The organism is Geodermatophilus sp. SMS 5-13, assembly GCF_059428245.1.
Map to the genome: position 1 here is coordinate 1,676,731 of NZ_CP165729.1, position 23,776 is coordinate 1,700,506.

Annotated in this window: 19 protein-coding genes; 2 read left to right on the forward strand and 17 right to left on the reverse strand. The window is 72.0% G+C overall.

Annotated features, from left to right (window positions below; translation table 11 throughout):
* The 17 genes from AB3388_RS08255 to AB3388_RS08335 form a co-directional block, all read right to left on the reverse strand.
* Window positions 1–3,993, reverse strand: coding sequence for a LamG-like jellyroll fold domain-containing protein (locus AB3388_RS08255; protein ID WP_495410277.1), 3,993 nt, complete (start codon window positions 3,991–3,993; stop codon window positions 1–3).
* Window positions 3,990–5,297 carry a baseplate J/gp47 family protein gene (locus tag AB3388_RS08260; RefSeq protein ID WP_495410278.1) on the reverse strand — a complete coding sequence of 436 codons (1,308 nt, stop codon included), beginning with the start codon at window positions 5,295–5,297 and terminating at the stop codon, window positions 3,990–3,992. The genes AB3388_RS08255 and AB3388_RS08260 overlap by 4 nt, the downstream gene beginning before the upstream one ends.
* A gap of 1 nt (window position 5,298) precedes the next feature.
* Window positions 5,299–5,733 (reverse strand): hypothetical protein, encoded by a 435-nt coding sequence (locus AB3388_RS08265; RefSeq protein ID WP_495410279.1) that lies wholly within the window; start codon window positions 5,731–5,733, stop codon window positions 5,299–5,301.
* 16 nt (window positions 5,734–5,749) lie between these two features.
* Window positions 5,750–6,079 carry a hypothetical protein gene (locus tag AB3388_RS08270; RefSeq protein ID WP_495410280.1) on the reverse strand — a complete coding sequence of 110 codons (330 nt, stop codon included), beginning with the start codon at window positions 6,077–6,079 and terminating at the stop codon, window positions 5,750–5,752.
* Window positions 6,079–7,794, reverse strand: a complete 1,716-nt coding sequence (locus tag AB3388_RS08275; RefSeq protein WP_495410281.1) for a hypothetical protein — start codon at window positions 7,792–7,794, stop codon at window positions 6,079–6,081. Before AB3388_RS08275 ends, AB3388_RS08270 begins: the two co-directional genes overlap by 1 nt.
* Window positions 7,782–8,162 carry a hypothetical protein gene (locus tag AB3388_RS08280; protein ID WP_495410282.1) on the reverse strand — a complete coding sequence of 127 codons (381 nt, stop codon included), beginning with the start codon at window positions 8,160–8,162 and terminating at the stop codon, window positions 7,782–7,784. The genes AB3388_RS08275 and AB3388_RS08280 overlap by 13 nt, the downstream gene beginning before the upstream one ends.
* On the reverse strand, window positions 8,159–8,671 hold the full coding sequence (locus AB3388_RS08285; protein ID WP_495410283.1) for a hypothetical protein: 513 nt from the start codon (window positions 8,669–8,671) through the stop codon (window positions 8,159–8,161). The genes AB3388_RS08280 and AB3388_RS08285 overlap by 4 nt, the downstream gene beginning before the upstream one ends.
* Before the next feature lie 16 nt (window positions 8,672–8,687).
* Entirely contained in the window at window positions 8,688–12,122 is a 3,435-nt protein-coding gene (locus AB3388_RS08290) for a hypothetical protein (RefSeq protein WP_495410284.1), read from the reverse strand.
* Between the two features lie 61 nt (window positions 12,123–12,183).
* Window positions 12,184–14,007, reverse strand: coding sequence for a polymorphic toxin type 4 domain-containing protein (locus AB3388_RS08295; RefSeq protein WP_495410285.1), 1,824 nt, complete (start codon window positions 14,005–14,007; stop codon window positions 12,184–12,186).
* Window positions 14,008–14,347: 340 nt separating this feature from the next.
* Window positions 14,348–14,713, reverse strand: a complete 366-nt coding sequence (locus AB3388_RS08300) for a hypothetical protein (protein ID WP_495410286.1) — start codon at window positions 14,711–14,713, stop codon at window positions 14,348–14,350.
* 2 nt (window positions 14,714–14,715) lie between these two features.
* The gene (locus tag AB3388_RS08305) at window positions 14,716–15,105 is read right to left on the reverse strand and encodes a hypothetical protein (protein WP_495410287.1); all 390 of its coding nucleotides are present in this window, start codon (window positions 15,103–15,105) and stop codon (window positions 14,716–14,718) included.
* A 10-nt stretch (window positions 15,106–15,115) separates the two neighbouring features.
* Window positions 15,116–16,282, reverse strand: a complete 1,167-nt coding sequence (locus AB3388_RS08310) for a hypothetical protein (RefSeq protein ID WP_495410288.1) — start codon at window positions 16,280–16,282, stop codon at window positions 15,116–15,118.
* Window positions 16,283–16,299: 17 nt separating this feature from the next.
* Window positions 16,300–16,539, reverse strand: coding sequence for a hypothetical protein (locus AB3388_RS08315; RefSeq protein ID WP_495410289.1), 240 nt, complete (start codon window positions 16,537–16,539; stop codon window positions 16,300–16,302).
* A 20-nt stretch (window positions 16,540–16,559) separates the two neighbouring features.
* Entirely contained in the window at window positions 16,560–17,384 is an 825-nt protein-coding gene (locus AB3388_RS08320; RefSeq protein WP_495410290.1) for a hypothetical protein, read from the reverse strand.
* A gap of 4 nt (window positions 17,385–17,388) precedes the next feature.
* Entirely contained in the window at window positions 17,389–17,766 is a 378-nt protein-coding gene (locus AB3388_RS08325) for a hypothetical protein (protein WP_495410291.1), read from the reverse strand.
* A gap of 267 nt (window positions 17,767–18,033) precedes the next feature.
* Entirely contained in the window at window positions 18,034–18,693 is a 660-nt protein-coding gene (locus AB3388_RS08330) for a LuxR C-terminal-related transcriptional regulator (RefSeq protein ID WP_495410292.1), read from the reverse strand.
* Between the two features lie 379 nt (window positions 18,694–19,072).
* Window positions 19,073–21,094, reverse strand: a complete 2,022-nt coding sequence (locus AB3388_RS08335) for a hypothetical protein (RefSeq protein WP_495410293.1) — start codon at window positions 21,092–21,094, stop codon at window positions 19,073–19,075.
* Window positions 21,095–21,870: 776 nt separating this feature from the next.
* On the opposite strand from AB3388_RS08335, the gene AB3388_RS08340 reads away from it, so the two are divergent.
* Entirely contained in the window at window positions 21,871–22,773 is a 903-nt protein-coding gene (locus AB3388_RS08340) for an endonuclease I family protein (RefSeq protein WP_495410294.1), read from the forward strand.
* Between the two features lie 322 nt (window positions 22,774–23,095).
* Window positions 23,096–23,755: a M12 family metallopeptidase gene (locus AB3388_RS08345; protein WP_495410295.1), complete on the forward strand. Its 660-nt coding sequence runs from the start codon at window positions 23,096–23,098 to the stop codon at window positions 23,753–23,755.
* Window positions 23,756–23,776 lie beyond the last annotated feature (21 nt).

A 23,776-nucleotide genomic window follows, 5' to 3' on the forward strand; every position in this document is an offset into this window, starting at 1 on the left:
TCACGGCGGGGGCGCGGCCGGACGCGGAAGGGGAGGCGGCCGGCGGGCGCGGAAGTCCGGGTAGGTGTAGCCGGGGAAGACGTCGAGGGCATCCGACAGCTCGGTCACGTGGGTGCGCAGCTCGCTGGTGTCCACCTCGACGCCGACCGGGTGCAGGGCGTTGAGCAGGTTCATCACCAGGTCGTAGTCGTCCTTGGAGACCTCGACGGCGGTACCGGACGCCTCCTTCGCGCGCACCGCGTCGGAGAAGCGGAGGCGGAAGGTGCGCGGGGGAGACCGGTCGGGCCACAGGTACGAGGCGCGGATCAGCACCGATCCGGCGGCCTGGGCTCGCAGGTCGACCTCGGGCTTGGTCGTGCCCGACAGGCTGGCCCGCGCGGGGCGGGCCACGTGCAGCGACCAGGACAGGCGCTCACCGTGACCGGTGCCCAGCGGCCAGGCTGTGAGGACCTGGCTGGGCGCGGCCACCGACAGGACGGTGACGTCGTCGGTGCTGCGCCCGTCGCCGGAGTCCTGGCGCACCACGTAGGCCTCGGTCGCGGTCACCTCCACCGCCACGGGAGCGCCGCTGAGCGGCACGAATCCGCCGGCCCCCGCCGTGGTGTCGGCCGTCCCGTCGGCCTTGCGCAGGTACAGCCCGCCGTCGACGCTGTCGACCACGTACACCCTGGCGCCGTCGTCCGACACGGCGACCATGCCGGGGCTTGAGCCGACGTCGGGGACGACACCGACCACCGATCGGCCGGCCACGTCGAGCACGGCGAGCTGGCGGCCGACCGACATCGTGACGTAGGCACGGGCCGGCCCGACGGCGATCCGGGCCGGGGTGTTCGGCAGGGCGATCGTGCCGATGGTGGTCAGGGTGGCCGTGTTGACGACAGCGACCTGGCGGGCCTGGCTGAGCAGCACCCACGCCTGGGCGCCGTCGCCGGTGAGTGCGACGTCGACCGGCAGCGGCAGGTTCACCGAACGGGTCAGGGTGGGCGCAGCGGAGCTGTCCAGCTCGAGCAGCCGGGCCAGCGCCGGAACCGGGACGTACAGCCGCGGGCGACCGGGGTGGTGCACCACCGCCGAGGGGCCGCCCCCGACGTCGGCGGAGGTGGTCTGACCGGTGGACAGGTCGACGGTCGTGACGGTCGCGCTGCCCGCGTCGGCGGTGAAGACCCGTCGTCCGTCCGGCGCGACGGCCACCGCGAGCGGCGTCGCGCCGACCTTGACGGCCCGGCGGACGCTGCCGGTCGTCCGGTCGATCTCGCTGACCGTGTCCGTCTCCGCGTTGGCCACGTAGAGGTTGCCCAGGGCCGGCGAACCGGCTGCGCCGAAACCCGCCGCGACGGCGCTGGCGCGCGCCCGCGGGCTGATGGAGAAGGTGGCCGGTTCGTCCTCCTTGAGCTCGGCGGGACCGATCAGTGTCACCGGGTCCCCGGTCCGGTGCAGCACCCTGATGGTCCCCGCGTCGTTGCGCACGTAACTGAACCCGACGGCGTGCGCCAGCGCACCGAGCCGCGGGGCGCTCAGGCTGAGCGGGGCCGGGTCGAACGCGAGCGACCGTCCGACCCCGGCCGGCCCGGGGTCACCGGGTACCCAGCCGCCCACGAGCCGCAGCAGCCCGGTGCCGCCGTCGGCGCTGATGCGGTCGAGCAACGCGCGCAGGCGATCGGCGACCGCGGGCTGCATACGCCGGTCGTCGACCGTGTCCGCCTCGATCGCGCCGCCGGGGTCGTCGAAGGTGACGAGGTAGGCGGGGTCGAAGAAGCCCTCGTCCGGGGCGCCCGCCACGGCCGGATCGGGGTCACGGGTCCCGTCGGCGGCGATCGCCGCGCCCGCCGGCAACCGGTCGATGCCGATCCGCAGTTCCCGGGTGGCGGTGTGCGCCTGCGTGCCGCGCTGGATCTCGACCCCGACGAACAGCCGTCCGGGTGCGGTGGCGTGCAGCTGGGCGGTGGCGTCGCCCAGGTCACGGTGGAGGTCGGCGGCGCCCGCTCCGCAGGGGATGGTCGTCCAGCGGTACTGCGTGCCGATCGGCAGCGGAGGGTCGACCGACAACTGCGCGTTCCCGCCCACGAGCAGGTCGAAGCCGTCCTGGTCCGGCGCCGCACCGGAGATCTCGATCAGGTCGCCCGGCGGGACGGAGGCGTAGAAGACCTGCCCGTCCGGGCGCAGCTGCACCCAGGAGAACCCGGCGAGGTGGGCCAGCGCCGCCACCGCACCCGGCGACAGGGCGGCCGCCGCTCCCGGATAGCTGAGCAGCAGCGCGCGCCCCACCGATCGTAGGTCGCCGGCGTCCGGGTCGAAGGCGCTCTCCACCCGCAGCCGGGCCTGGCTGCCCAGCGCGCTGAGCCGGTCGAGGAGGGCGACCAGGGCGGTACGGGTGCGCACCTGCATGCGATGCGGGTCCGCGGCCGCCGACGGTGCCGCGGCGTAGTCCGCCCGGGGATCGTCGCACCGGACCAGGAAGTGGGCGTCGAAGTGCAGGTCGGCCGCGCCGCTGGCCTGCGTCTCCGGCGTCTGCCGGCCGCCGTCGGCGGCGATCGACTCGTCCGGCAGCAACGAGGCGGGATACACCGTCGCGAACTGCGCGCTGGAGACCACGGTCGCGTCGCTGTCGTCGACCGCGAACGGGTTCGGTTCCCCGGCCACCTGGTCGACCGCGTCGTTGAGGGCTGCCTCCAGCGTCGGGGGGGTGGGCAGGATCCACTGCCGGAAGATCCGGAGCCGGCGCCGGTACCGCTCGTCGCTCTCGCCGAGCACCGGGGAGAAGGCCCGGCGGGCAGCCCGCGACACCCGCACCTCGTCGATGACTCCGGTGAAGCTCTCCGCGGCGGTGGCGCTCGCGCGGCCCATCCGCAGCGGCGCGGCGTTGGCGGCCGCACCCAGGTCGTGGAGGTCGCCCTGCGCCCGCACCGCACCGTCGAGGAGCAGCCGTGCCTGCCCCGCCGTCCGGTCGACGACCAGAGCGAGGTGGGTGAAGCGGCCTGTCTCCAGGGTCGCGTCGGCGTACAGGGTGAGCGTCCGGGTGCCGTCGGCGAGGGCTGCACGCACGTTGCGGGGCAGCCCACGGCCGAACTCGCCGATGACCAGAGACCAGCCGGGGGCGTCCGGCGCGGCCGGGTCGTCCTTGGCGACGACGGGGCCGGACCAGTCGCCGGGGTCGGGCTTGACGAAGCATTCCACGGTGACGTCCCCGTCGGCGTCGACCTGGAGATCGGGGTGGTCGTCGACGACCACCTCGGCCCCGGGAGCGCGGAAGGCGTACCCCCCGCCGAACCGGCCGACCGCGCCGGGGGCGGCGGTCATCGTGCTGCTCGGATGTCCTGGGCCGCCGTAGCGGGCCTGCGCGTCGGCGGCCTGTGTCGCCGAGGCCGGTTCGTCCAGGTGGTACAGAGCGGCGGTGCCCTCGTGGCGGCCGTAGGGAAGCGGCGGGAAGCGCGGTACCCCGATGTCGTATCCGATCAGATCGAGGGTCAGCCCGACCGCCTGCTCGAGGCGCTCCTGGTCGCGCACCTGCGCCAGGTAGCCACGCAGCGCGTCGCGCCCGCCGCCGACGACCCACAACAGCTTGGCCAGGTTGCCGAGCAGGGCGGTGACGGCCCACTGCCGGCCGGCGGTCGTCCCTGCCGTCGGGGCTGGGGTGACGTGCAGCGCCCGCAGCCGCACCGCCGGGCCTGCGTCGGCACCCAGCGGGATCGTCACCGACGTGCCGGCCGGCGCGCCGGCGGGGAACGCACAGGTGGCGGTGCGGGAGTGCGCGGGATCGTCCGGCACCGCGTAGTCGATCGTGAGCGTGGTCGCCTCGGTGACCTTGCCGAGTGCGGTGAGCACGTAGCGGGCGTCCGGGTCGTCGCCGAATCGTGCGACGTGCTCGGCGAAGTCGTACGGATCGATCGCCGCGGTGGCCGCGTCGGCGCCCGGCCGCAGCACGAGGGCGAGCCGGTCGGCGCCGCGCTGGAACGGGACGGTCAGCCGGCCGGCCATCCGGTCGACCGCGGTCATCGCGGGCTCACCTGCAGATCGAGCAGAGTGCTGTCCAGGCGGAACACCGCGATCTCGGTGGGTCCCATCACGAGGTTCTCGCCGGCACCGGCCTCCACGACCTCGGACTGGAACGGCACCGCGCCGAACGAGATCCGGCCGAATGCCGGCGGGCAGCGGCGCAGGTGGAGGTTCTGCACGTCGAGCACTCCTGGCTGCTCGACGAACGCCCGCATCACCTGGGAGTAGAGGACGTCGCCGCCCAGCTTGAGGCCGCCGAGGCCGGCGAGCTGCGACGTGACCGCCGCCACGAGTGCCTGCGTGTCGTAGCCAGGCTGAGTGAAGACCTGGGCCCGCGCCCCGACCTCGATGTGGTCGGCCTCGACGACGTTCGGGTGGATGGCCACCGGCCGCACTCGGTCGACGGCCTCGGTGACCTGCTCGAAAATCCCGGGAACCGCCCCCGTGGTGCGCCAGGGGCGGACGAACTCGTGGGCCACGACGACGTCGAAGAAGTACGGGTCGACGACGCGCCGCTCGGCACTGAACGGCCGGCGTCCGAATGCGAAGATCCCGAAGTAGCTCTGCGAGACGTCGACCCCGCCGAGAGGGTCGGACAGCAGCACGTCCACGACGCCGGGGACGTCGAGCGCGGCGGCCCGGACGCTGTCGACGGTCCACATGCTGCGCGGCCAGCCGATCAGCCGCTCCCGGTAGGTCTCGTCCGGTTCGCGGTCAGAGCCACCGGTGAGCGGCTGGTCGTTCGTGACCGTCAGCGTCGTCGGCGCCACGACCGACAGGTACAGCTGCTGGTAGACCGGGTCGACCGCGGTGATGGCGCGGGCGGGCACGTCGCCGTGCGGCCCCGGCTGGAACGCCGCGACCCCGACGGTCGCCGTGGGCGCGGCACCGGTGAGGACGACCGGTGCCGTGGTGTGGAAGGCGACGGGCGGCGTGTCGGCGGTGATGACCACCGTTCCTTCCGGGAGGCGGTAGTCCCGGCCCTCCTGGGGATCGTCCACCGTGACGGTCACCGCACCCGAGGCGAACAGGAATCTTCGCGGCACGCCGACGTCGTCGCCGAGCAGGTCCAGGTCGATCCCGACGGCTGCGGAGAGGAACCGCGAGTAGTACAGGTCCTCCAGCCGCCGCCACAGATCGGCGTCCTCGCTGGCCGTCACCTCGAGGATCTTGCGCAGCGGGCTGGTCGGTGAGAGGTCCACGTCGTCGCCGAATACGTCCCGGGCGCGGCGCATCGCGTCGCCGAGGAGCACGTCGAAGCCCTTGGCGACGAAACCGTCGGCGGTCACCCCGAAGTCCGCCATGTCAGGTCCCCACAGGAACGGTGACGGTCTGCTGGCTGCCGTCGAGGACGACGAGCGTGACGATCACCGGCCATGCCCGGCGGGAGGTCGAGGCCGGGACGTCGAGGAAGGTCACGTCGCGGATCTCGCGGACGCGCGCGTCGGTGCCGAGCGTGCGCACCAGGTTGAGCTGGAGCAGATTCCGGGTGGTGCGCACGCTGCCCGCCGCGCCGAACACGGTGGCGGCGTCGAACCCGTAGCCGGTGTTGAAGATGTCGTCGCCGAGCGGCGTGAGGACCCGCAGGGTCAGCGCCTGCGCCAGGTTCTCCGCCCCGCTGACCTCGTCGAAGGTCCACACGGTGCGCGCCGCGCCGTCCTCGACGAGGACCCGGCTGCTCATGACCAGGTCGCCGTCGGCGACCGCCAGGCTGCGCCCGAGGGGGCTGGTGTCCGCCATGGCCGTTCCTCGATCCTCAGGACGCGTCGAGCACGTCCTGGCCGGGCGACTGCACCGACCAGGTGCCGTTCGGGTTGCCGTTCGTCGTGCCCGTCGCGGTGTCGAGCAGGACCGCGGTCCCGCCGACCGTGAGCTTGGTCGACGCCCCGGTATCGGTGGTGAGGACCTTCTTGCAGGGGATGCTGGGCGAGGTCAACGGGCACCCGTCCACGGTCGCGGTCGCCATGTCGGTGAGGAGCAGCGCCGGCTTCCGGGCGATGACGAGCTTCTGCTGGCTCGCGGTCACCGACACCGTCCCCTGGTGGGAGCAGACGATCACCGCACTGCTGGTGAGCACCTTCGCCATCACGCCACCTCCACGCTCGAGCCGCCGAGCTTGACCTTGCCGCCGCTCAGGGTGATCGACGCGCCGCCGCTGACCAGGCTGATGTCCTTGCCGCCGGTGTCGATCGTCACCGCGCCGTCGCTGCCGATCGTGATCTTGGCGCCGCTCTCGTGCTCGATCAGCAGCCTCGAGGCCAGGTCGGTGGGCACCTCGGGCCGTTCGCCGACGTCGGGCAGCGTGCCGTCGCCGACGGTGATGCGCAGCCCCCTGGCCTGCAGGACCCGCATCCCGGAGCGGTCGGTGAGATCGTTGACGCCCTTGCCGGTCGGCAGTCCCCGCCCGTCGAGCCCGGTGGGCAGGCACAGCCACCAGTCCCCGGCCTGGTTCTTCGGCGGCGCGAGCTTCGGCTGCTCGGACCAGAGGAAGCCCGTGACGACGGCGTCGTTGACCATGCCCCGGTTGTGGGCGAGCAGGGCGCGCATCCCCGGCAGCACCGGGACGACGAGTCCGCACTTGTGGTAGGCGAACGGCGACGCCACCGGCTTGCTGTGCAGCAGCGGCTCCCGGTCGACGGCGACCTCGACGCTCGGCGCGACGGCGTCGGCCGGTGGCGACTGGCCGTAGCGCATCGTGGCCAGATGCTGGCCGCCGCTGCCGGCGTCGTAGCCGGAGATCTCGCCGACGTCGACGGCCGGCCGCTGGTCGCGAACGGTCTCGGCGAGGTCGCGGAAGCGGGTGACCACACCCGGTGCCCCGGAGAGCCGCCGGGCCGCCTCGCCGGGCTTGGCGACGACCAGCGTCACCTCGCAGGTGTAGCCGCGGCGGGTGCTGAACACGTGCCGGGCGCGTTCCACCCGAAGCGGCCCGGACAGTGCGTCCGCCGGGTCGGCCGGTTCGAGCACGGCGGCCCGGCCGACGCGGACGCCCGGGTCTCCCAGCGCGATGAGCTCGACGCTGGTGCGTGTGGCGGCGGGTGCGCTCGCCCCGGCCGCGCCCGCCGCGGAACCGCCGCTGTCCGGAGCGGACGACACCGGCGGTTCCTCCGGCTCCTCCTGCAGCCCCTCGAGGGCGACGATGTTCTTCGTCGCGGAGAACGTGACCGCCCCTCCGGCGCCGACCACGTCGCCGATGTAGACGGTGCCGTCGCCGATGACCAGGGGGGCCTGCGCGGAGTCGGCGACCGTGCGCAAGGCCTCCAGTCCGTTGCCGGCGCGCAGCGTGAAGTCCTTGACCTTGGTCAGCGGGCCGGCCTGCACCTGGATGTCGGTGCCGGCCACCTTCCGCACGAACTGGTCGAGCGACTGCTCGTCGCCCTGATCGGCCGAGACCGTCGTCCTGAGCAACCGGTAGCCGGCCACCTCGGTGCCGCGCAGCTCCGTCTCGAGCAGGCCGTCGGCGCTCACCCGCGTGCGCACCGACGTGACGACCGCGCGCAGCACGGGGTCGAGCTGGCTGGCGGGATCGTCGAAGTAACCCAGGCCGATGTTCGCCCGCAGCGGGTCCTTGCGGGCGAACCGCTCGCGGTGCTTGCTCTTCAGGCCGTCGGCGACGTCGGCGGGCAGGTTGGCCAGCACCGCGGAGAACGAGCTCGCCGTCGCGCCGGCGACCAGGTCGATCCGGATGTCGGCGTCGAGGATGTAGTCGCCGCTGAACACGTCGTTGGAGACCCGCAGCGGCAGCAGCCCGCCGAGACCGGCCTCGGGGATCTCCAGCTGGAACCAGATCACGAAGCCCATCGCGCAGCCACCCCTCCGGTGATCCTGGAGCCGAACGCCCCGGCGGCGTTCAGGTTGCGCGGGCTGACGGTGATCTCCGTGAAGACGAATGCGAGCTCGGCCGCGTCGTACTCGTGCTGCAGGACGAGCTTGCGGCGGAGGAGCACCTCGGCGTCCCCGGGCCCGTCCCTGGCGACGACCATGACCATGAACGCGCCCGGCACCGGCAGCCGCAACGGCTGCGGCGAGCTCAGCAGGGCCTCGTCGACGACGGTCACCGACAGCGCGACCACGTAGGTCCGCCGTCCGAGCGTCATCCGGAACGCCTGCGGGAACCCCTCGTCGGCGTTCGCCGGGAGCTGCAGATAGGCGTAGCGGCGGCCGGTCATCGCGGCAACGGAGTGGTCGGGGCACGGGGCACGGGAGCCGGGGCGGGGGCCGGCCCGGAGATGGCGGTGCCGGCGGCCAGCGCCAGGTCGGCGACCTCGCCGAGGATGGCGACCAGGCTGGACCGGGGAACGTGGCGCAGCGTGATGCTGACGTCGAGGGCGTCGCGCTTCTGCACGCTCTCGCTGAAGCGCAGATCGGTGATCTGCATGTCGAGGCTGATCGTCAACCCGGAGACCACCGGGATGCCGGCCACCGCGAGCAGCGGAGCGGTGGCCGCCACGAGCACTCGCGACACGAGCGCCAGCGCCTCCAGCGCCTTCTTCAGCAGCAGCCGCTCCGGCCCGGCCAGGATCGCCTCGACGGCGATCGTCTTGGTCGTCGGCGCGAGCGCCTGGGAGAACCGGCTGCCCGCGATCCGCTCGATCTGGTAGCCCTCGCTGATGCTGAGGCTCTGCACGTAGAGCAGCGGCACCGGCCCGATGAGCACGGGGGTGTTCACCTCGGCCACGGAGGCCTCCCCCCGGTCACGGGACCTGCTCCCCGCCTCGGAGCCGGATCACCTTCGAGGTGTCCTCCGCGGTGATCACGAACTCGAGGTCCGGATGGCGCTCGCTCAGCCCGCGGAGCACCCCGGCGCGTTCGGACTCGCCCAGGCCGGCCGCGCACGACGAGCAGACCTCCTGGTCGACGTGGACCCAGATCGTCCCGCCGCTGGCCGCGGCGCGTGCGTCGGGGGGAAGCGCCTCGAGGCGGTCGGATATCTGCTGGCCGATCGCTTGTTCGGCATGGCCGTGGGCCTTCGGGTTCTGGATCGTCTCGGGTGGGCGGATCGGGTGGTGCGGGTCGTACGTGCCGAACGCGAAGGGGGACGCGCCCTCGAACACCTCCCCGGAGAACGCCGGGATGTCGGAGACCGCCACCGCGATGGTGCCGCGCTGGCGCAGCAGCTCCTTCCGGGTCGGTGGCACCTCCTGCTCGCCGGCGCGCGTCTGCACGACGTCCCACGTGGCCGGGGCGGCCGGATCGAGCCTCGGGTCGCGCTGCACGGGCCGCCCCTCGGCCCGCAGCCGCTCCTGCTCGGCGAGGAGCCGGTGACGCCGCGCCTCGACGCGCTCCCGCACCCTCGCGAGCTCGGTCCGGAGCCGCGGGAGGATCCCTGGGTCGGTGGGTCGGTCGGGCGCGTACGGTCGCCCCCGGCCGCCCCACCGGCGGTTCAGCAGGCCCGTGGCGACGGGGTCGCCCTGGGCTTCCCGGGCCCGCAGCTGCTCGCTGCTCTGGTCCTCGTACCAGTGCAGATCCTGGCCGGCCGATGGCTCCGTGCGGGCCGCCCGCTCGAGCTCCTGCAGGTTCTTCCACCGGAGCGGCGGTCCCGGTGGCCCGGTCGGTGGCGCGCCGGCCCCGGCCTCGGTCCCGCCGGGCGCCTCCTGGGCGGCGGGCGGCTCGACCGACCGGCCGGACGGTGGCTCGCCGTCCGCGCCGGCCGTGCCGGTTCCCCCTGGGGGCTCGTCCCCGGTGCCGGTTCCCGCAGGCGGCTCGCCGCCCGCGCCGGTTCCCGCGAGCGGCTCGCCGCCCGCGCCGGTTCCCGCGAGCGGCTCGCTGCCCGCGCCGGTTCCCGCGAGCGGCTCAGCGAGCCGCCCGAAGGCCTCGGTACGCCGACCCAGCTCGCCGGCCTCCCGGACGCCGCCGACGGCGGACACCGCGATCATCGTCCCGTTGAAGACCGCGGTGGCGAAGATGCCGTTGATCCTGGCCTCGCGCTCCCGCAGCCACCGCTGGTGGCCCTCCGCCGCCCCGTAGACGTGCTGGTAGTTGGCGAGCGACTCCTGGTCGAACTCGGCGTCGACCGCCTGCAGCTCCTGCCACGTGCTGTAGCCGAGCACCAGGGCGTTGGCCGCGTCCGTGCCGAGCTGGGTGAGCACCAGGGCCCGCTGGACCTGGAGCGTTGTCCGGAGGGCCGCGACGGTCCCGGTGGAGAGCTCCTCGGCCGTGGTCACCGCCCGGGTCAGTGCCGAGGCGCGGGTGCCCGCTGCCAGCACCCCTACCTGCGCCAGCGCGGCGGCGATGTTGGCGATGTCGGCGAACGTCTCGGTGTCCCACTCGAAGTCGTTGTGCGCGACCCGGTCGGCGATGTTGACCGCTGAGATGGCAGCGCCGGCCAGGGCGGTGACGAGAAGCACCGGAGCCAGCGCGGGGAACACGATGGCCCCAGGCAGGGCGAGCAGGCCTACCGCTGAGACGCCGAGGGTGAACCACTCCCAGGCGTCCTTCTGCCAGCTGTCGGTCTCGACGACGAAGTCCTTGACGGCGGGGAAGTTCGCCGGCGGGGTGATTCCGTTGCGCGTCAGGTCCTCGCGGGTGACACGCGCCAGGATCTGCCCCGGGGGATAGGTCCGGCGGATGCTCGTCTCGGAGTCGTGGAACGCGGCCTCGAGCCCCTCCAGGAAGGTCCTGCCCTTCCCGGTGTAGGTGCGGAAGGACGCCGGGTACGTGAGGTCGAGGAAGGACCAGTGGTAGGGAAGGTCGATCCACTCGCCCTCCTCGAAGTTGCCTCCTTCGTCCGGCTGCCACTCCAGATCCGATCTCAGCTCGAAGGCGAGGAACAGCGACACCGCCCGGGTCTGCGACGTCCTTCGCTCCATGAAGACGGCGTGGACGGGGAAGGCGTTGAGCGACCGGTCGCTCGGGTAGAGCTGGTCGCGGAGCTTGTCGATCGCCTTCTCCAAGGCCCGGATTCTGGCCTTGTCCGGTTCGGGTCTCGCCTTCTCCGCGCTGAGCTCGGTCTCGAAGTTCGTCAGCAGCTCGACGCCGGAGCCCACCCAGATCTGCTCGCGGGGATCCTTCGGGTCTTCGCGGTGCTTCTGCTGCTGGCGCTCCAGGGCCGCCAGCTGCAGCGACATGAGCTGCGCGCGGTCGTAGACCTTCTCCTCGCGCGAGTCGGTGGCGGGGCGGCCGGAGACGCGCTCGCGGTGCACCGTGACGGTGCACTCGACCCGGTAGGTCCCGGGGTCCTTCCAGGTGTACCGGATGCTGCGCCGGTCGTAGCCGCCGACCTCGTACACGGGGTTCGGGGCCGCCCGGCCCTGCGTGGCGTGCCGGGTGATCCGCCAGTGGAACAGGGGGGTGAGGCCGAAGCCGGCGACGTCGTTCACCGCCAGGGGCCGCCCGTACTCGTCGACATCCCACAGATCGGTGATCGCGGTGTAGACGCTCTCCGCGTCGGTCGCCAGCGACGACGCGGGGTTGCCCACGTGGATCCGGGTGAGGACGACGAACTGCCAGCTCGGCTTCCGCGGGGCGGCTGCGTGCAGCGGGTCGACCGCGAAGGCGACGGTGAGGTCGAGGTGGTGCGGGTTCTCGATGGGGAGGCGCCAGCCGATGTCGTGGCGGACGAGCAGACTCTCCCCGGTGGGCCGGAAGATCACGGTGTAGTAGCCCGCGCCGAGGCCCAGCGGCACGCGCAGCTCCTCCTCCCGGACCCCGGCCGGCCTGGTCCGGGAGGGGAGCAGGTACAGGAAGAGCGAGTCGAACACCTCTCGGTCGCCCTCGCTGCGGACGAAGTAGACGTTCGGCCGCTCCTCCCTGGCCACCAGCCCGTAGATGCCGTAGAAGACGCCGCGGCGCGGCGCGCCCGCCGACCCGGGGAAGGCCTCCCGGATGGCCGCCCTGAGCTCTGCGGACGAGCGGTAGCGATCCGGTTCCGGCGACTCGGTCACCGGCACCGCGACGGGGGCCCCGCCGTCGTCGAAGCTCGGCAGCACCCAGACGCCGCGCTCGGGGGCGGGCCCGTCCCCGGCGAGGGCCGCCTGCGCGCGACCCCGTGGAGCGGCCGACGACGGCGCCGACGCGGCGAGGGCGCGCCGGACGCCGGCGGTGACCGCGCGCTCGATCCGCCGCCGGAGGTCGGCGTCCTCGGGGCCGTCCCAGCGGACGATCGCCGGCAGCAGGCTCCGGGTGCTCACGGCCGGCCGCCTGCTGCGCCGGCCGGCCGGGGGCGGCCGCGCGGCCCCGGGACCGGCCGGATCACGGGGTGCCTCCCTCGAACGGAGCCGAGACCGTGAAGCCCGGGCGGCCCGGCGGGAGGGGGCCGGGCGGCTCGAGGGTGAAGTCCAGGCGCAGCGTCCGGCCGGGCTGGCCGCCTGGAGGCCGGACGGTGAACTCGTACCGGAGCTCGGCGAGCGCTCGACCGTCCGCGACGGTGCGCGGGAAGCTGCGGCTGGTCGCCCTGACCCAGACCTCGCCCCCCGCACCGATGTCCCGCTGCAGGGCCTGGAGCACCTTCTCCAGCTGCAGCTGCACCCCGCGGTTGAACCCGGCCCGGGCGTACAGCGTGCCGGCGGCCGCCTCGTCACCGAGGATGGGGCCCCACAGGTGCGCTCGATCCCAGCCGTGGAGGCCGACCTCGCTGCCCGGTCGGAGGATCCGCTCCTCGAGGCCGGTGCGCGCGATGGTGGGTTGTAGCCGCCCCTCGATCGTGGTGACGGCGCTGCCGTCGGCCTGCGCGACCCGCGCGATGCTCCGGATGCCGCCGCGGCCCGCCGTGAGCGGGCTCGCGCCGCCACTGACGGCCGGTCCGGCGGCGCCCGCCGCGCCTGCACCGCCCGCCCCGCCCGAGCCCGTTTTCGCCTCGGCGGCGGTCGCCTGGGCCAGCTCCTCGGCGGCGGTGGCCTTGGCGATCTGGCCGATCGGCTTGCCGTCCTGGGCGACGACGACGATGTTCTCGCCGGCTTCCATGAGCACGATGCCCTCGGCGGTGGCGAGGCGGGGCACCGGGTTCCTGAGAAACTGGCCGAAGGTCTCGAGCGTGACCCCGAGGGCACGGATGCCGGCCAGGCTCAGCCGGGCCAGCTTCACCGCGACCTCGGCCAGGGCGACGGCGATCCGCGGCAGGCTACGGACGAACGTCGGAAGGGTCAGCAGCACCACGACGACGTTGCCGATGATCCGGCCTGCGTCGAAGAACTCGAGGTTCCACATCTTGTCGGTGAACGTCTTCTCCAGCAGCTGGATGCCCCGCTGGGCGTTCACCAGGGGATGGGCGAAGAACTGCTTGAGGCCCTCGTAGAGCTGACGGCGCTCGTGTGACGCCCGCTCGGAGACGCCGACGAGGGTGCCGAGCACCTTGAGCACATCGAGGACGTTCTCCGCCGCGCCGACCAGGACCCCGCCGAACACCGCCGCGCTGTCGTTGAAGCTGGGCTTCCAGTTGGCGAAGACGAACGACCACTCGACCCCGGCGTCCTTGAGGAACTGCCGCATCTCGCGGACCGACACCAGGTTGAGGAACTCGCCCAGCCGGCCCACCCGGTCCAGCCGGAACAGGATGTCCATCATCTCGTCGGGGGTGAGCTCTGCCGGTCGCAGGTGGGAGAGGATCGCGGCGGTCGTGGCCCGCGGCGCGAAGGTGATGCCGGCGGCGTCCAGGACCTCCAGCACCCTGCTGGTGAGGGCGGCGGTGTCGCGTGGCCGGCGCGCCTCGACGATCGTCTCGGTCACGTAGATCGTGCGGGCGGAGTAGGCGAGGATCCCCTCCGAGATCGACTCCAGGCCCCAGGTGATCACACTCAGCCCGGTGTCCCGCCGGCCGCCCCGGTCGTCCACCTGCTGGATCCGGTAACCCCCGCCCTGGGCCAGCGCGGCCAGGCCCAGGCTCTCCCGTGCGACCGGCCGCAGGTAGAAGACCCCCTCGCCGAGTTGGGCGCTGACGGTGCCCGCCCCGGACCCACCCACGGCCACCAGCCGGTAGGTCCGGTCGCCGTACTCGAGCTCGTTGCCGTTGATCCGCGCGAGGGTCAGGCCCGCGAACCCGCGGATCCGCCGGGTCAGCGCGAGGAGGAAGGCGTACACGTTCCGATCGGTGTCCGGTCCCCGGACGCGCAGCCGGCCGTCGCGGGGCCGGGGCCGGCGCGCGGGCGCCTGGCCGGCAGGGGGCCGGGTCCGACCGCCCCGGACGGGATTTGCCGCCGTCCGTGCGACCGGCCGGTCGGGAGTCCCCGCGGTGAGGACCCACGGACCGGCAGTCGTGCCCGGAGCCGCTGATGTCCCCGGTCGGCCGGCCCGCGTGAGCTGTCGACCGACCGCCCGGGCCACGGCCGCTTCCAGACGCGCGAGGTCCTCCTCGGTCGGCCGGCCGACGACGCGGACCCGGATGGGCACCCGGCACTCCATCTCGCCCATGGGCAATTCCTCACCCCAGGCCGCGCAGCGCGGTGTCCAGCTCGTCGAACACGTGGGCCGCGACCGTGCGCAGGTGGTCCTCGGACAGGTCGCCGACGATCTCGACCTCCACCGGGAAGGTCCAGGTCACCGCCTCGCCGGGCAGGCCGGTGGGCGGCGGGGAGAGGACGGCGGCGCTGCCGGGCGCCGGGACGACGTACTCGCCCTCGTGCACCAGCGCGATCCCGGTGCGCTCCACCCGGCCGCCGAGCTCGAATTCCGGCACGGTCGCCGGCCCACCGGCGACGGCCGGCCGCTCCGCCGACGGTTCGCGCGGCGGTTGCTCGGGGGCGCCGTCGCCGAGCTCACCGAGGGCTCCGGGATCGTCGTCGGCCATGGTCAGTCGATCCCGGCGCTCAGCGACATGCAGTTGAAGCTGGCGGTCGGCGCGCCGTCGATCACGACGTTGCTGGGGTTGGCCGACGTGATCACGCAGCGGCCGAACTTCAGCGCCTTGAACGCCCAGTCCGTGCCCTTCTTCTCCGACACCGTGATCTCGAACTCCTGGCCCTTGACCGCGAGCTCGGTGAGGTCGGCGACGGTCGTTCCGATCGCCTGCACGGTCATGGTGAAGGTGAAGGTCTGCGGCTGGCGGACGTATCCGACGTTGTCCGCGTCGATCGAGTGGATGACCGTATGCGGGGCGTTGAACGTGGGCGTGAACTGGGAGATCGGCGCGACGACTGCGGATCCCAGTCGCACCTCGAGGCGGGTGTTCCAGTCGGGCATCGTCGTCCCCCTACTCGAACTTCAGCGTGATGGCGAGACGGTGGATGGCGCCCGCGTAGTCGACCGCGACCAGCACCTCGACGACCCGGTCGTTCTGCGCGTCCTGGATGGCCTGCAGCTGCGCGGCGGTCAGTGCAGAGGGGTCGGCGTCGAGCAGCTCGAGCACCGGGACCGTGATGCTGTGACCCTCGACGACGCCGTCGGCGACGAGGCGGTCGAGGACCGCCTCCATCTGCACCACCAGCGAGCGCAGGCCGGACCGGCTGATGCGCAGCTCGCCGATGCTCCGGATCAGGCGTGCCTTGAGCTTGAACGACACGTCGTCGATCGCCCGCTGGACGTCGATGTACTTCTTGCCGGCCGGATTGCCGGTGTAGCCCTCGCCGAGGTAGATGCCGCCACCGGCGATCAGGGACGGGTGGGTCAGCCAGTTGACCCCCCGGCCGGCCGGGCCGCTGTCGAACGTCTCGGAGCCGTTCAGGGCGTCGATCTCCGCCGACGTGAACGGGTCGCTGTCGATCGCGACCTGCTTCAGCAGTGCTGACACGTGCGGCGGGTAGCCGGCGACGGTACCGGCGACGGCGGCTCCCGCGTCCTGGTCGCTCTTGTGTGCCACGTAGATCATGCGGTCGCTGACCAGGCCGCCCTTGCCGGTGACCAGGGCCGGGTCGGCCGCCCCCTTCGCCAGCATCGCCACGCCCATGCGTTCCTTGCCCTCGCCGCCGGTGGTGGACACCGAGGCGACGTGAGCCGCCAGCCTGCCGATCGCGCCGTCGGGCGCACCGCTGGCGTCGGTCAACGGGGTGCCGGCGAGCACGACGAACTGCACGTCGAGGCTCTCGACCGACTGGAGAGCCGCGGTCGGGTCGGCCACCGCATCGGTGGCATTCCCGGCCGCCCTCACTCCCCACACCTGACCCGGACCGGGTGTCTGCTGGAACAGCAGGTCCAGGGACGCGCTCACGCTGGAGGCGGGCCTGGAACGGTCCGGGTCGGCCGGGTCCGGCTCGGACACGGGGCCGAACGCCGCGACGGCGTCGCTCGGACTGCTCACCTGCACCGGGACGTTCTCCGTGCCCCTGGCCGCCGTGCCGATGACGGCGACGTTTCCGGTCGCGCGGATCACGGGCGAGAACAGGTCGGCGACGGGATTGACCCGTACGTATCGGACGGCCACGGGGTGCTCCTTCGGCCTCAGTGGAACTTGTCGCGCAACTTGCGGCGCAGCGCCGCCTGCTCGGCAGAGCTCAGCCCCCGCCCCGGCCGGTTGCTCCGCGGCTCGGCTTCGGCGCCGGGGATGCCGGAGCCCGCCGGCTCCGGGGTCCGGATGTCCTCGCCGGCGGCCGCGCCCGGTGGAGCGTCGGTCGGCGCCGGTGCGGTGTCGTCGGAGCTCGAGGCGCTCCGCGACGGGCGCTGCCGGGGGCTGGGCGGCATGAGGGACCTCCTTGTGTCGGTCAGGGGGCGGTGAACACGGCGAGGACGTCCTGGGCGGCGAAGAAGGCCGTCAGGTCGTCTGGGCTGAAGCCGGTGGCGGCCACCGCGGCCTCCGGCATGAGCAGGACGGGTGCATACGGCGTGCGGAGCTCGGCCTCGCCGGTCGTGCGGCGGTACGCCAGGGTGCGTTCACAGATCTCCCGCGCCCGTCGGGCGTCGCGCAGGCCGGCGACCACGTCGACGGCGTCGCGGATGAGGATCGCCAGGTCCAGGGCGAAGCGGCGCTGGTTGGTCGGATCGTCCGGGTCGAAGACCCCGGGCTGCTTGACCGTGATCTCACCCAGCAGGTACCGGTACATCCGCTTGAGCTCCTCGACCGTGGTGATCTGGTGCTCGGCGAGAAACGCAGCCAGGTCGAAATGGCGGAACTTGGCCTCGAACTCGGCGAAGGTGTCGAAGTCGCCGATGTCGTCGATCCGGATCGTCTCGACCTCCCCGGCGTCTACCTCGAGGACCACGGTCACGGCGAGGTGCGTCGCCACGTCGAGCCATTCCGGGACGAGTCCGTCGAGGCCCTCGTAGAGGACGTCGGTACGGACGTGGCTCGGCGTTGTCTGCGTCCAGGTTCCGGCCATGCGCCGCGGGGCGAACAGCGGCCGCTGGAACTCGGTGGCCAGCACGTCGACGGCGGTGACGTCGTGGATCGCGGCGTAGGGGAGCGCATAGACCGCCGCGAAGAGTTGCTTGATCCGCTGATGCGACGCGTCGGAGGCGGGTGCGAGGAGTTCCTGGAGCCTGGCGGGATCGCTGAGACCGATCAGCACGGAGTCCACGAATGCGCTCATGCGGTCACGCCCGATCGCCGCCTTCGGGCTCTGCCCTCAGCGGTCGGCTACCGGCCTGCCTGATGGCCTCCACGAGGTTCTCCGGCCAGCATGTGCTCGACCACGCCCAGGAGCGGGTCTCCACCGCGCCGTCGGAGCGTTCGGGTTCCACCATGACCAGCCCCACCCACGGGTGCTCCCGCAGGAGGTCGGGGTCGAGGTCATCGGCCGACGCCACGAGCACGACGTCCGGCTCGACACGCTCGACGAGGGCACGGTCGACCGCCCGGCGGGTGCTGATCCGACCCACGACGGTCATGTCGGTCTGTTCCCTCACGATCCGCGTGACGATGTCCGCGTGCAGGGCGGCCAGTTCCGCGATGAGTACTCGGATCGGTCTCATGCCCTTCTCCCGCCGGCCTCGCGCCAGCGTCCCGTCCGTGACAGGGGCACCGGAATGGACCGCGGGGGGCCAACTTCGGCCCACGCGCGGGTTCACCCGGCGGTTCAGAGAGGACCCAGGCGGCGCATGGGGCGAGCCGACTCGTCCGGCTGACCCTTCCCTCGGCCGGGCCGACCGCTGGCGCGTGTCCTCCGGCACGCCCCGCGCCTCGCGCCGCGGCGGGCGGCACCGACTCGAGACTTCCGAGCGCGGAGGTACGGACGGCGGTCAGACCCTCTGACCGGCCCGCAGCGAGGCAGCGACCTCGGCGCGCCGGCTGACACCCACCTTCTCGAGGATGTTGTGGACGTGGTTCTTGACCGTGGCGAGCTGGATCTGCAGCCGTCGGGCGATCTCCTTGTTGGACAGTCCCATGGCGATCAGTCCGACGACCTCTTGCTCGCGCACCGTCAGTCCCGATGGAGGGCACCGCACCGCGGCCTGCCGGCCCACCGCCCCCACGTGCCTCAACAGCCAACCGCTGATGTGGGGCGGGCAGGCGAAGTCACCCCTCGCCGCGTCCCGCACCGTCCGCATGAGCTGCATGACCGAGTCGCGGCTGGTGACGTAGCCGGCGATACCGGCCTCCGCCAACGCGATGACTTCTTCTTCGCACTCCACCACGCCGAGGGCGACGATTGCCGGCCGCCGGGGAAGTTGGGGCAACAGGCGCATGCGAGTCAGCCCGGCGTCGAGGCCGACATCGATGAGTGCCACGTCGACATCGGTCTCCACGAGCTCAGGGCTGGCCTCTTCGATGCTGGCGACCATTCCGACGACGCGGATGTCGGGCTCCTGCTCCAGGACCCGGGACAAACCCTCGCGGTAGATCCGCATCGCGGAGACGACCATGACGCGGATCTCGTGCTGCCGGCTGCAGACCACCATGACGGGCGTTCCTTGCGCGTGGTATGGAGGATGGCGCGAACTACAATGAGGCCATTCCACGGGCTGGCTCGATCATGTGAGGCATATGCCTAGGACCGATACCGGGCTGTTCCGGGCGTGCGGCCATCCTCTGCGGACGCGCACATCTTGGATCATCGTTCTTCCCCGCTACCGCATCTCAAGTGGTCGATGTGCCGGAGTGGAAATGGTCGACGTGCCGTGGTGACGCCGCACAGGGTCGATCACCGCCGTCACCCCGACGTCACGGATGCGTCATCCGTCTCGGGATCCTCCGGCAACCGGCGACCCGCGTCAGGCGTGATCGTCGGATCGTGGCGACCGGGTCGGTAGAACTGTGCGCTCGGGTTCGGATCCGGTCTCAGTTGTGCCGTCGATCCGATTCGGACTGCACGGACGCCGGAGGACTGGGCTGCGACTGCGGAGTCTCAGGCTCGAACTGTGGGGCAGCGGATGCGGGCTCTGCGGCAGGCTGGAGGGCAGTGACCGGCAGGAAGAAGCGGTCATCGGGCTGCCCGTACAACTCGGGGTGCAAGAAGTGGTTGCGTTCGGCAGCCGGTTTTTCCTCCACGACAGGAATTCGATTGGCCTCCGCCCAGGCGTCCTGACGGACGCCGGTGACCTGCCAGGACACGGTGACTCCCGGTTGGTCGGTCCGGATCGTGAAGGCGTTGTCTCGCACCTCGCCCTCCACGGTGGCCAGGGCCAGTCGGCCAATAGCGGTCAGCTGGAACCGGTGGTCGCGATTGAGAGCCTCGAAGAAATCGGGCAGAGTCACGGTCGCCCTGCCGTCGTCGTCGGTCACGACTACACCGGCGTACAGATTGGTCATCTCGGGCGACTCGACGAAGGAGTGTGAGAGGTATTTCTGCTGGGGTTCCAACGGGTGATCGATCTTGAATCCGCCGCCTGGCTTGTTCAATCTGCCCTGCACCGTGACTTCGCCTCGGAGGTAGGTCTTGCCGCCACCGCTCTGGAGTTGCAGCCAGCCGTCGCCGGCGTCCCAGATGTCGGAGCCGAACAGTTTCAGGGTGGCTGTGCCGTCCCAGTGGCCGAAGATCTCGCCGGTGTAGACCTGCCCGCGCAGCCAGGACTGCCCAGTGGTCTGGTACTGGAACGCGTCGATCACCCCACCCACCGATAGGCCGCCCGGGATACCACCGGGCAGCGAGACCTGGCCCTGCACGGTGACGTCGCCTCGGAGGTAGGTCTTGCCGCTTCCGCTCTGGAGTTGCAGCCAGCCGTCGCCGGCGTCCCAGATGTCGGAGCCGAACAGTTTCAGGTCGGCTGTGCCGTCCCAGTGGCCGAAGATCTCGCCGGTGTAGACCTGCCCGCGCAGCCAGGACTGCCCAGTGGTCTGGTATTGGGACGCGTCCACCGTCCCACTCACCGAGAGGCTGCCAGCGGCGGACAGTCCGGCAACGCTGACGTCGCCCGCCTGGATCGATCCCGACACCGACAGGCTCGTGCCCGATATCCCCGCCGCGGTGACGTCCGCAGCGGAGAGACCGCCGCCGAAAGCCGCGTCGCCCGCCACCCGCAGGCCGCCGGTGGCTGTGTCGAAGACGATCGGCTCGGCACCGTCGGCGCGTCGGAGGGCGACCAGGTCGACGGCCAGGGACAGCTTGGCGGCGTTTCCCTGCTCGGAACGTATCTCGATCTCGCCGCTTGGGTCGCTGACCTGTAGTTGCAGCCCGCCCCCCGGCCGGGCGCGGAGGCGCCCAGCGGGCGTGTCGCTGACCGTCAGCGCACCTGACGGCATAGCCGCTGACGATCCGCCGCGAAGAGTGACGGCTTCCACCCCGGGCGCTGTGCCGTGCCGCTCGTCGGCGCTGACCCCGTCGGGGAGAACTGCGCCCGTGTTGTCGAGGACCACCGTGGCGAGCACGACCGCGTCGGGGTCGACGGAAGCCGCAGGGGACACCTGCAGCCAGGGAGTGTGGTTGTTCTGGAAGACCTTCTGACCGGAGGTGGCGAACAGATCCTGATCGAATGTCTCCCGCCACTGCACGGTGACCCGGCAGGTGCCCGTCTGGCCGGCGGTGGGCAGATCCAGCCCGTCAGCGTCGACCAGTACCAGTTGGCTGTTCTGGTCGGGGGTAGGCGAGATCTCGGCTTTCCCACCTACGGCCAGGGCGACGTGCTTCCCCCCGCGATCGATGGCGATTCCGGAGGACACCCGCACGGCCGCCGAACCGGGCGTGGCCGTCACCGTCAATCCCTCCACGACCCCGAAACCGTGGGCGGAACTGTGCACCTGTTCCAGCGGCCGCAGATAGCTTTCCAGCTCGATCGCGCTTTCTGCGTGCGAGGTCGAGCCCAGGCGCGGCAGACCACTGCCGGGAACGCGGTATTCGGTACAGGTGATCCGGCGGTCGGTCATCCTTCGATCTCCGTCCTTCACAGCGATGCCGGCCCACGAGCTCGATCAGAACGTCGCGCGAGTCCAGCCGTCGCTGTGTCCAGGTGCAGGCGGACACCGCTGCGATGGCCGCTCTGATGGACCTCCCGCGTCCCGTGCCGGTCCCGGTGCAGCATCTCGCCCGCTGGCGCGACGAGAGAATGGATCGCCGAGGTCCGCTTTCGGCTGGACCGGGATCTACTACCCGGGTTCATCCACGTCATTGCTGCGCCCCGCGGTCAGGTTCATCCGGCTCGCGGTTCGCGGTCCTGGCGCACGGAGAACGTCGGCAGAGCGTCGTGGGCGCGCCGGCCGTGCGGGTTGACGGGCGGGTGCCCCCGGGGTGACGGCCGGCGCACGTGATCCCGCGAGGAGAAACCCGTCGTTCGGTGGACGTCGAAGCGGCGTCAGCGGCGCCGCAGACACCTTGATCAAGCCGAGCGCCGGATCGGAGATCAGCGCGATCGCCGTCGTCCCCCGGTGGCCTCACCCACGGTCGCGGCATGTTCCGGATGGACCTCTCCGCGGCGTGAGGCGGCCGTGACGGTCGGGTGGCGCCACCGTCGGGACCCTGGCACCTCCCACGTCCCGGGAAGTGCCGCGGACGACCGCAACCAGCACGAGTTGGGTCCCGCCGTGCTGTCTGGCCGGTTCAGTCAGCAGGAATCCACGCAGAGCCCGTTTCCGAGGGGACCTCCCAGAATTCTCGGCGACCGCGGCTTGACGTGTCAGTGACGGACGGCTGGTCTCGTTGCACGGTGACCACCGATGAGGCTTCCCTCAGCGAAACGCTGGGGCTGTTCGACCTGGACGCGGCGCTGGCCGAGCTGGCTCGATCCGGACAGCGGGCCTACTACGATGCCGAGGCTGATGGTGCTGCCGCCGACGCCTACTACCGCGGGAGCACGGCCGAGCAATTTGCGGATCTCGTGCGGCGGTCGCACGTGCGGACGCCGCGCTATCAACCGGCGAGCGAGCTGTATCCCTGGGTGGACCTGCAGCCCACCGGGCGGGTGCGCAGCCTCTATACCGGCCAGGAGTGGGATCCGGCGGAGCTGATCCGAGCCGATCTGGCGATCGCACAGGCCCGGGCTCGGGAGCTGACCGCCCGGCTTACCGCTCGCGGGCCCGGGGCCGCCCTCGAGACGCAGGCCGAGGTGGAGGCGGCCTTGCCGTTCAACTGCGAGCACGTGGTCCCTCAGAGCTGGTTCGGCAAACGGGAGCCGATGCGCGGGGATCTGCACCACCTGTTCGCGTGCGAGGCCCGCTGCAACAGCTTCCGCGGCAACACCCCCTATGAGGAATTTGCCGACTTCCCCGAGGAGATCGGGGGCCCGGTGCTGCGGGTGGTGCGGTCCGAGTGCGGCAAGAGCCAGGCGAATGGCTTCGAGCCCCTGCACGGCAAAGGGGCGGCCGCCCGAGCCGTCTTCTACTTCCTGCTGCGCTACCCAGGAGTCGCCCAGCCGGAAGAGATGCCACCGCGGCGCAGTCAAACGCTGCTGGAGTGGCACGAGCAAGAGCCGGTCGTCGAGTGGGAGCGGCACCGCAACGCCGCCATCTTCGACCGCCAGGGCAACCGCAACCCGTTCATCGACCACCCCGAACTGGCGCACAGCCTGGCGCACACCCTGCCTGACGCAGAGATCGGAAACGGCCGCTGACGTGGACTTACACGACCAGCGGGGACGTCACGACCGCCACCGAGCTGACCGCGCTGCTCGAGGCCGGTGGGCCGGACCCACCGCCGGACCCCGGGTGACGGACCGGTGATGCCCGAGTGACGCGCCTGTTCCTACGGTGTGCAGCGCCGCCGGGCCAGGTCGTCGGCGAGACGCCGACACCTTCCGCCGGCCGTCGTCGAACCTGCCGAGGCCGTTGCCGTCCAGATCGAGCCGCCGGACGGCTCCCGGCGGGCGCACCGTCCCTGCCCGTTGATGCGAGAGAGGCCTACCGATGTCCGAGCAGAACCCCAGGTTCTTCTGCATGGTCCCCATGCCGGCCGAGTCCGCCGGCAAGACCAGAGCCGCGCTGCTCAACCAGTTCAAGTGGCAGCCCGGAACCGACATCACCGTGCGCTTTCTGGAGGGGGAGGGCGACCTGCACAAGCGCGTCGCCGCGGCCGCGCAGGAATGGGTCGGCCCGGACATGGCCAACCTGGGGCTGAGGTTCACCGACAACGGGGACGCCGACGTCCGCGTCGCCTTCCAGCAGGGGAACGGCTCCTGGTCCTACCTCGGCACGATGTGCCAGCAGATCCCGGCGCCCGAGCCGACGATGAACTACGGCTGGCTGACGCCCGACTCCGAGGAGGAGGAGGTGCGGCGGGTCGTCCTGCACGAGTTCGGGCACGCGCTCGGGCTCATCCACGAGCACCAGAACCCCAACCGGCCGATCGAGTGGAACCGTCCCGCGGTCGAGGCCGATCTCTCCCGCCCGCCGAACAGCTGGGGACCGCAGACGATCGAGAACAACATCTTCAAGCGCTACGACCCGGCGGAGCTCACGAGCACACCGGTCGACGCGCTGTCGATCATGATGTACCCGATCCCCGCATCCTGGACCCTCGACGGGTTCTCGGCGGGACTGAACCCGGACCTCTCGGAGACGGACAAGGAGTTCATCCGGGTGGCCTACCCGTGGTGACGCACCGGGACCGCTCGAGGG